This is a genomic window from Proteus sp. G2673, from assembly GCF_009915125.1.
GTDB lineage: Bacteria > Pseudomonadota > Gammaproteobacteria > Enterobacterales > Enterobacteriaceae > Proteus > Proteus penneri.
Genome location: NZ_JAABLT010000018.1, coordinates 246,388 through 255,000, shown reverse-complemented (window position 1 = coordinate 255,000; position 8,613 = coordinate 246,388). Strand labels below are relative to the sequence as shown.

Here is an 8,613-nt window from a genome sequence, read left to right as displayed (position 1 = left end):
GCGTGGCTTGTTGTTTGCTCATCGCCGGTCAGTGGATGCGCATTATAGGGAGATCTCGGATTAGCGCAAGTGTTTTTTTAAAATAATTTTCTGTTCGGTCAAAACTCCAACAAGACGTATAAAAACCCCACAAAAAAGATTAAATATCACTCAATTTTGGCAAAATGCGTCGCAAATTCGCTTACTTTATTCCAATCTGTATATTCAATTTCTTTTGTAGGATCCGTTTCACCTTTAGTCATCTTCATAATTAACTGGATCATGACTCTATCAATCCATTTATAGCGAGGATAAAAAAGTGCACCAGCAAATACACCCGTTAACGTTGGTTTCCATGGAGTCTTATCTAGAAACTTACGCATATAAGCATTCGTCTCAGGTGTATTCTTTTCTGCTTTTCTTGCCGTAAGATTAACGCCAAAGAATGCGGACGGCATACTATTCAATTGAACAAGATGACGAGTGATAAATTTATCGAGAGCTTTATTAAAGTAACCATAACGAATAGAAGCACCCACTAAAACTTTATTATAAGCAGATAAATTTAAACTCTGCTGAACAGAGGTTAAATCTCTCACATCGCATTCATGACCGTGTTGTCTTAATTCATTTGCGATTTGTGTCATTATCTTTTTAGTTTGACCATCAGTACTACAATACAATAATAGCGCGCTCATACATTACTCCTTGTATTAGGTTAATCACGCCAAAACGTTGGGGTAAATAAAACCAATAGTGTGAAAACTTCTAGTCGTCCAAATAACATTGTTACGACCAATATCCATTTTGCCGCTGGATTCATTGTCGTGAAGTTGTCAGCAACAATACCTAATCCAGGACCAAGATTATTTAATGTGGTAGCAATAGCAGAAAATGCAGAAAATTCATCAACGCCTGTCGCTATCAACAACATTAAGCTAATAATAAATACCAATGCATAAGCAGAGAAAAATCCCCACACGGCTTCAATAATACGTTCGGGTAATGCTCGGTGACCAAGTTTGATGGTATAAACTGCATTCGGGTGAACAAGACGTTTTAATTCACGATTGCCTTGTAGAAATAAAAGCAAAATACGAATGACTTTCAATCCCCCGCCTGTTGATCCCGCACAACCACCAATAAATGCCGAACATAATAATAGAAGAGGTAAAAATGCAGGCCATTGTGCAAAACTATCCGTGGCAAAGCCCGCTGTTGTCGCCATAGAAACAACTTGGAAAAAGGCCTGATTTATGGTTATCCATCCAGAATCATATACAGAATAAAGCCAAAGAATACCGCTGCAGATAATGACTAATCCCAATTGAATTGAGATAAACATACGAAATTCAGGATCACGCCAATAGATATTTAAGCTTCTTCCTGTTAGTACGGCAAAGTGCAAACCAAAGTTACAACCAGAGATCAGAAGGAATACACCAATAATGATGTTAATGGTTGGACTATTAAAATAACCAATACTGGCATCATGAGTAGAAAATCCACCAATCGCAATAGTTGAAAAACTATGAGAAATTGCATCAAACACATCCATGCCTGCAATCCATAATGCTAAAGCACAAATGATCGTTAATAAAACATAGATAAGCCAAAGTGCTTTTGCTGTTTCTGCAATTCGAGGTCGCATTTTATTATCTTTCAATGGCCCCGGCATTTCTGCACGATAGAGCTGCATTCCCCCAACACCTAAAAGAGGAAGAATAGCGACAGCTAAGACAATGATCCCCATTCCCCCTAACCATTGAAGCATTTGTCGATAAAATAAAATAGCTTTAGGCAATGAATCTAGCCCTACAAGCGTTGTGGCACCTGTTGTAGTTAGTCCTGAGAATGATTCAAAAAAGGCATCGGTAATAGAAAGATGAGGTTGTTCAGAAAAGATAAACGGCAATGCCCCAACACTACCCAGTACTGTCCAAAATAAGACAACAATCAAAAAACCTTCTTTAGGTTTAAGCTCACTTTTTTTATGTCGGTTGGGGATCCACAGCATTAACCCAATGATCAACGCTACAATAAATGTTTGGCTAAATGCACGCCCTGCACCATCTCGATATATTAGTGCGACAATACCAGGAATGATCATCGTGACAGAAAATAAGATAACAAGCAGTCCGACAATACGGGTTATTGAACGAAAATGCATTTAGCGATTTCCTTGATAGCAAAGATTATTCATTTTTATCTAACGGGATTAATTGCATACTGCCACGACTTATATCACGTAGTTTAACTTCAACTTCACCGCTATGCACTGCAGGCAATGAAAGTATAAAAGTAACTTTATCAGTATATTCACTTGAAAGTACTTGCCCATGATATTGTTCAACGACTTGTTCAAATAATGAAACAAGTGAATATTCACACGCTACACTAAAACGTAACTGTGGCACTTTCGTTTTTGTTGGCAAAAGCTTTAATGCTTGTTGAACGCCACTACCATAAGCTCTAACTAACCCACCGGTTCCTAATTTGATCCCACCGAAATACCGAACAACCACGGCGGTAACTTCTCCCATTCCACTCCCTAAAAGAGGTGCAAGAATAGGTTTTCCCGCCGTACCTGTTGGCTCGCCATCATCAGAAAAACCTAACTGTTGTGAATCATCGGGCCTTCCTGCAACAAAAGCCCAACAGTGGTGTCGGGCATCAGGAAATTGCTCTTTGATAGACTGGATATAAGCTTTTGCTGAATCAATACCTTCAGTGTGAGCAATAAATGTAATAAAACGACTCTTCTTTATTTCTTCACTGAATTCTACAGTTTCAGCGGGGATCAAATACGCTTTCATCAGGCTAAGTGTAAGTCTCTGGTCATATTTTCAATTTTGTTATCGTGGATAATAATATTATCTTCAATACGAATGCCACCAAATGGTTTGAAATGCTCAATAAGCTTCCAATTGAAATGAGTACTGTATTTTCCTTCTTTCCAAGGCTCTAATAAAGAATCGATGAAGTAAAATCCAGGTTCAATGGTTAATACCATGCCTGGTTCAACAATACGAGTGCAACGTAAGAATGGATACATTGCAGGAGCCGCTAAATGAGTTCCTTTATCATCTTGCATAAATCCTGCCGCATCATGAACTTGCAGACCTAAAGCATGCCCTAAACCATGAGGTAAAAATGGTGTAGTTAACCCAGCACTTACCATCTCTTCTTCACTCACGCCTTTAACAATACCGTACTTATTAAGTAGCCCTGCAATACGTTGATGCATTTGAACATGGTATTCAGTATAACGCACACCCGCTTTCATTGTTGCAATCAACGATTGTTGTGCATCATTCATATCTTTAACTAACGAAGTAAATTCATGATTTTCTTTTGCGCTATAAGTACGAGTTATATCAGCAGCATAACCATTATATTCAGCCCCTGCATCAATAAGGAAACTACGATATTCATCCGGTGATTCATGATCTAGTTTTGTGTAATGTAAAACAGCGGCATGTTCATTTAAGGCGACAATATTACCGTAAGGAACATCGGTATCACGATGACCCGTAGCCATTAAATACGCCATATTAATATCAAATTCACTTAATCCCGCTTGAAAAGCTTCTCGAGCGGCAATATGCCCGTTGACAGCCATTTTTTGTGCTTCACGCATACAAGCTAATTCATAACCTGTTTTATAGGCACGATAGTAATGATAATAATCAAGAAGAGATTGCTTGTTGATATTATCAATACTCACACCTAATGATTCTGCTCGCTGTGTATTTGGGCCAATATAAGCGGTATTTTTATTAATATAAGGTGCTAACTCTTTTTGAATATCATCAACATTTTTGAGATGAATTAGCTCAATTTCATGCGTCCAATAGCTACTTGGTAAAGCTTCAACACTGTGCCAATAGTCAACAGGAGAATAGAACCATAATTTAGGTTTGTTAACGCCATCCGCTAATAACCAACAATGTGGTACATCTGTTACAGGCACCCATGCTTTAAAGTGAGCATTCACTTTAAAAGGATAATCACTGTCATCAAGGAAAACACGGATAGGTTCACCAGAATGAATTAATACAGAATCAAGATGGTGTCTGGATAAAGCATCACGAGTACGATTTTGTAGAGTTTTGATATGTTCTTGGTACAGAGAGAGCAATTTTTCCATTATTAATTACCTTATCTTATTCATTGTTAATGATTCAGCTTAACACGCCAACTCTTTTAGTGGCTAACACCATAACAAAAATAGATTATTAGCGATTTATTTCACTTATTTTTATCAAATAGAGCAACAATATAAAATTCAATAAGTTAAATAATTTTACTGTGATCCCTCTTGCAGTTTTTTAATCAATAATTTGCATTTATTTAACATTGTATTCACACTCTCACTATCTGGTCATACCAGTCTATACTTTTAGGGAGAATACAAATGCTCTATCAAAGCGAAAATATTCAAGTCGATTGGGTGAAACAAGGTATTGTTGAACTCGTTTTTAACGCCAAAGGCTCTATTAATAAATTAGATACCAAAACAGTTGCGATGCTAAGCGAAGCTTTAACCGTATTAGAGGCAACACAAGATCTAAAAGGTGTTATTTTACGTTCTGAAAAACCTACCTTTATTGTCGGTGCTGACATCACTGAGTTTCTGTCCCTATTTGATGCCCCTGAAGAAGAATTGACTCAGTGGCTACATTTCTCTAATCAGATTTTTAGTCGACTTGAAGACTTACCTGTTCCTACTATTTCCGCTATCAATGGCTATGCACTTGGTGGCGGCTGTGAGTGCGTACTTGCTACTGATTTTCGTATTGCTTCTCCTGATTTACGTATCGGTTTGCCAGAAACAAAACTTGGGATCATGCCGGGCTTTGGCGGTTCAGTACGTCTTCCTCGTTTGATCGGTGTCGATAATGCATTAGAAATTATTACTGCCGGTAAGGATATTGATGCTCAAACAGCACTTCAAAATGGATTAATTCAAGCAATTATTCCTTTAGAAAATTTAAAAGAGAGTGCTATTTCATTAATCGAACAAATGATTGACGGTCAAATTGATTGGAAAGCAGCACGTCATCCCAAAACAGCGCCATTAAGACTGACAGAGCTTGAACACAAAATGTCTTTCAGTGTGGCTAAAGGTATGGTGATGAAAGTAGCAGGCCCTCACTATCCTGCGCCTATCACCGCAGTAAAAACGATTGAAAAAGCAGCCTTCCTAAATAGAGATGAAGCGCTGGCTCTCGAAACTGAAAACTTTGTTAAGCTCACACGCACTGATGTTGCAAAAGCCTTAGTTGGTATTTTCCTTAATGATCAGTACGTCAAAAATATCACCAAAAAACGGCATGCCGAATTGCCTAAACAGGCTGCTGTATTAGGTGCGGGGATCATGGGCGGTGGGATTTCCTACCAATCTGCCTTAAAAGGTATCCCTGTTGTCATGAAGGATATTAACCCAAAATCCCTTGAGCTGGGAATGAATGAAGCGTTAAGCCTGCTACAAAAACGTCAAGAAAAAGGTCGAATGAGTGCCGTAGATATGGCAAAAACGCTCGCCTCTATTCAACCAACACTAAATTATGCCGCTATCAGCGATGTCGATATTGTGGTTGAAGCCGTTGTTGAAAATCCAAAAGTAAAAGCAACTGTACTTGCTGAAACAGAAGCATTATTAGCCGATAACGCGATCCTTGCTTCCAATACCTCAACGATACCTATCTCATTGCTCGCAAGATCCTTAAAGCGCCCAGAAAATTTCTGTGGTATGCATTTCTTTAATCCTGTCCATCGCATGCCTTTAGTGGAAATTATTAAAGGTGAAAAAACCAGTGAAGAGACCATTAACCGTATTGTGAGTTATGCAAGCAAAATGGGAAAAACACCGATCATCGTTAATGATTGTCCCGGCTTTTTTGTAAACAGAGTCCTTTTTCCTTATTTTGCGGGTTTTTCTCTATTACTAAGAGACGGTGCTGATTTTATTGCTGTTGATAAGGTGATGGAAAAAGTATTTGGTTGGCCAATGGGTCCAGCTTATTTACTTGATGTTGTGGGTATTGATACAGCTAATCATGCTCAAGCTGTTATGGCTCAAGGTTTCCCTGACAGAATGGGGACGATTGAGCGAGATGCTATTGCTCTTTTATATGAGCAACAGCGATATGGTCAGAAAAATAATCATGGTTTCTATAATTACTCTGTTGATAAACGGGGTAAAAAACAGAAATCTGTTGATGGTCAAATTCAAACGCTTATTCAGCAAAATGCAGGCAAAACACAAGAGTTTAGCCAAGACGCAATTATCGCTCGCATGATGATCCCAATGATCAATGAAGTTATTCGTTGTCTAGATGAAGGCATTATTGCTTCACCAGCCGAAGCTGATATCGCACTAGTATATGGCTTAGGCTTCCCTCCTTTCCGTGGTGGTGTATTCCGTTACCTCGATACTATTGGAACAGCGAAATTTGTTGCAGATGCACAACAATATGCGTCATTAGGGCCACTCTATCAAATCCCTGAAAGCTTAAAACAAAAAGCGCAACACAACGAAACCTATTATCCAAAACCCGTAAAAGTAGATGTTAACATCAGAGAACTCGCTTAAGGAGAGATGAAATGGAAAAGGTTGTCATAATTGATGGTATTCGTACTCCTATGGGACGCTCTAAAGGTGGTGCTTTTCGCCATGTTAGAGCAGAAAACCTCTCTGCTCACCTGATGCAAGCACTACTAAAACGTAATCCTAATATTAATCCTAATGATATTGGTGATGTAATTTGGGGTTGCGTACAGCAAACCTTAGAACAAGGTTTCAATATTGCACGTAACGCTGCATTATTAGCCGAACTTCCTCATAAAGTGCCGGCTGTCACGGTTAATCGCTTATGTGGTTCATCAATGCAAGCATTACATGATGGCGCTCGCCAAATTATGCTTGGTGATAGCCAAGTGGCATTAATTGGTGGTGTTGAACATATGGGTCATGTGCCAATGACTTATAATGCAGATTTTAATCCATCTCTTAATCTTTCTGTTGCTAAAGCCTCATTTTCTATGGGCTTAACAGCAGAAATGCTAGCAAAGTCATTCCAAATTTCACGCGAAGAGCAAGATAAATTTGCTTATCGCTCACACCATTTAGCAGCGATTGCAACACAGCAAGGCTATTTTAATAATGAGATAGTGGCTATCAATGGTCATGATGCAGCAGGTAATTTCATCAATGTCAAAAATGACGAAGTTATTCGTTATAACCCAAGTCTTGATGATTTAGCACAACTGAAACCTGTATTTGATCCCGCAACAGGCTCTGTAACAGCCGGAAATTCATCCGCAGTTTCGGATGGTGCATCAGCGATGTTTATTACCAGTGAACGTTATGCTAAAGAGCACAATTTAAAGCCTCGAGCTGTTATTCGTGCTATGGCTGTTACAGGGTGTGATCCCGCAATTATGGGTTATGGCCCGGTTCCTGCAACAGAAATCGCATTGAAAAAAGCAGGATTAACATTAGGTGATATTGATATTTTTGAGCTAAATGAAGCTTTTGCCGCACAGTCATTAGCTTGCATGAAGAAAATGAATTTACTCGATAGTATTGATGACAAAATTAATTTAAATGGTGGAGCGATTGCCTTAGGACATCCTTTAGGTTGCTCTGGATCTCGAATAACCACGTCATTATTAAATATTATGGAGCGTAAAGATGCGCAGTTTGGCTTAGCCACAATGTGTATTGGATTAGGACAAGGTATTGCAACGATTATAGAACGTGTTTAATACGGCATTCTGCCTATCCACGTTCTTATCGTTAGGAAAGTATTCACTTCGATTGCATGGTTAGAAACCATTTTCCCGCCGTCAGGGGCGGGTTTTTTTATGGTTTTAAAAACGAAAATAATAACAAATGATGGGATATTATCGTTTTATCAGATAAATTCAAAAGCATCGCTAAATAAGCGTGTTTTATCTGCATTGCGCTCATTACAAAAACGATCTCTGGCAATTTTAGCCATCTCAAAACGCCCTGCGATATAAATATCATATTCTGATAAATCGCCAAAATCTTCGCTTATCGCCGTTAATACCGTACCTTTTCGGCCTCGCCAATTTTCATCCGGTTGCTCGACTACAGGCACAACCGTTAAAGATGGATGCAATTCTGATAATTCTTGTAATTCATTAAGGTCATAGAGGTGAACGCTTTCTCTTCCCCCCCAATAAATCGTAATAGAGCGTTGTGGGTTTTCAGCTAATGCAGCCAATAAAATTGAGTGGGTATAAGAAAATCCCGTACCGCCAGCAATTAATAGTAAAGGACGTTGACTCTCTTTTTTAAACCACGCATTTCCATGAGGAATATCAATGGTAAGCTGCTGTTTTTCTAATATCACATCAAGCACTGCCATCGCATAAAGATTGAGTTCAGACGCACCAATATGAAGTTCAATAAAGTCTTTATTTTCAGGTATAGATGCAATAGAAAAAGGGCGTTTATCACGTTCATCCATAACGGCTAAAAGATATTGCCCAGCCTGAAAATCAAATTCGCCATCGGGTAATAGCCTTACCCGATAAACCGTATCTGTCATCGGCTCAACAAGTGAGACTTTACAATTCAGTATTGCCATGTTGTTCCTC

Annotated in this window: 7 protein-coding genes; 2 read left to right on the top strand and 5 right to left on the bottom strand. The window is 38.8% G+C overall.

The window, feature by feature from the left end; all coding sequences use genetic code 11:
- Positions 1 to 146: 146 nt before the first annotated feature.
- From hemG to pepQ, 4 genes are read right to left on the bottom strand one after another with little or no spacing between them, the layout of a single operon-like run.
- Positions 147 to 677, bottom strand: coding sequence for a menaquinone-dependent protoporphyrinogen IX dehydrogenase (gene hemG / locus GWI59_RS09745; protein ID WP_072064490.1), 531 nt, complete (start codon positions 675 to 677; stop codon positions 147 to 149).
- Positions 678 to 697: 20 nt separating this feature from the next.
- The gene (gene trkH, locus GWI59_RS09740) at positions 698 to 2,149 is read right to left on the bottom strand and encodes a Trk system potassium transporter TrkH (protein WP_072064491.1); all 1,452 of its coding nucleotides are present in this window, start codon (positions 2,147 to 2,149) and stop codon (positions 698 to 700) included.
- A 25-nt stretch (positions 2,150 to 2,174) separates the two neighbouring features.
- Entirely contained in the window at positions 2,175 to 2,795 is a 621-nt protein-coding gene (locus tag GWI59_RS09735) for an IMPACT family protein (RefSeq protein ID WP_006535534.1), read from the bottom strand.
- Positions 2,795 to 4,129 carry a Xaa-Pro dipeptidase gene (gene pepQ / locus GWI59_RS09730; RefSeq protein WP_072064492.1) on the bottom strand — a complete coding sequence of 445 codons (1,335 nt, stop codon included), beginning with the start codon at positions 4,127 to 4,129 and terminating at the stop codon, positions 2,795 to 2,797. The genes GWI59_RS09735 and pepQ overlap by 1 nt, the downstream gene beginning before the upstream one ends.
- A 267-nt stretch (positions 4,130 to 4,396) precedes the next feature.
- Here pepQ and fadB point away from each other — a divergent pair, with 267 nt between their 5' ends.
- Entirely contained in the window at positions 4,397 to 6,577 is a 2,181-nt protein-coding gene (fadB, locus tag GWI59_RS09725) for a fatty acid oxidation complex subunit alpha FadB (protein ID WP_161669780.1), read from the top strand.
- Between the two features lie 11 nt (positions 6,578 to 6,588).
- Positions 6,589 to 7,752, top strand: a complete 1,164-nt coding sequence (gene fadA / locus GWI59_RS09720) for an acetyl-CoA C-acyltransferase FadA (RefSeq protein ID WP_006535539.1) — start codon at positions 6,589 to 6,591, stop codon at positions 7,750 to 7,752.
- Positions 7,753 to 7,901: 149 nt separating this feature from the next.
- On the opposite strand, the gene fre is transcribed toward fadA, so the two are convergent.
- Complete coding sequence (fre, locus tag GWI59_RS09715) at positions 7,902 to 8,603, bottom strand: NAD(P)H-flavin reductase (protein WP_072064495.1); 702 nt, start codon at positions 8,601 to 8,603, stop codon at positions 7,902 to 7,904.
- Between the last annotated feature and the right edge of the window lie 10 nt (positions 8,604 to 8,613).